1 protein-coding gene and 1 tRNA gene are annotated in these 406 nt (G+C 43.3%); one reads left to right on the top strand and one right to left on the bottom strand.

Annotated features, from left to right (window positions below):
• Positions 1 to 44: 44 nt before the first annotated feature.
• Positions 45 to 117, top strand: a tRNA-Thr gene (locus KGF70_RS17080).
• 89 nt (positions 118 to 206) lie between these two features.
• Here KGF70_RS17080 and KGF70_RS17085 read toward each other — a convergent pair.
• Positions 207 to 406, bottom strand: a 200-nt coding sequence (locus KGF70_RS17085) for a hypothetical protein (RefSeq protein WP_216769705.1), incomplete at its 5' end; no start/stop codon positions are given.

The following is a 406-nucleotide window of genomic DNA, read 5'->3' on the forward strand; positions in this document are numbered from 1 at the left end:
GACATAGATGTTGGCAATTGTGTTAACATCTATTTTTATATCATGCCGGCTTAGCTCAGTTGGTAGAGCATCGGTATCGTAAACCGAGGGTCATCAGTTCGACTCTGGTAGCCGGCACTTGCGAGGTGGGAAGTTGTTCTCACCTTTTTATTTAGCCCAAATTCAAAAATTAGACGGCAGCCTGACACAATCGTGTCAGGCTGCTTTTAGTTAACAGTAATTTTGGGGCGGTTGACTGCGGCCGAGTATTTCGAAAGCAGTAAATAACCGACCGTATTTCCTGCGGCCGCCATATGGATTATGATTACCTCATCAAATAAATTGGTGAGGTGTTTTTGATGGATAAACAACCAGAAATCGTGCAAAGGAAAAGCGTGCTCTAAACTTCTCAAAAACCGAGAAGCTT

The sequence above is a fragment of the Lactiplantibacillus sp. 7.2.4 genome (genome assembly GCF_018991185.1).
In the GTDB taxonomy this organism is placed as follows: Bacteria; Bacillota; Bacilli; order Lactobacillales; family Lactobacillaceae; genus Lactiplantibacillus; species Lactiplantibacillus pentosus.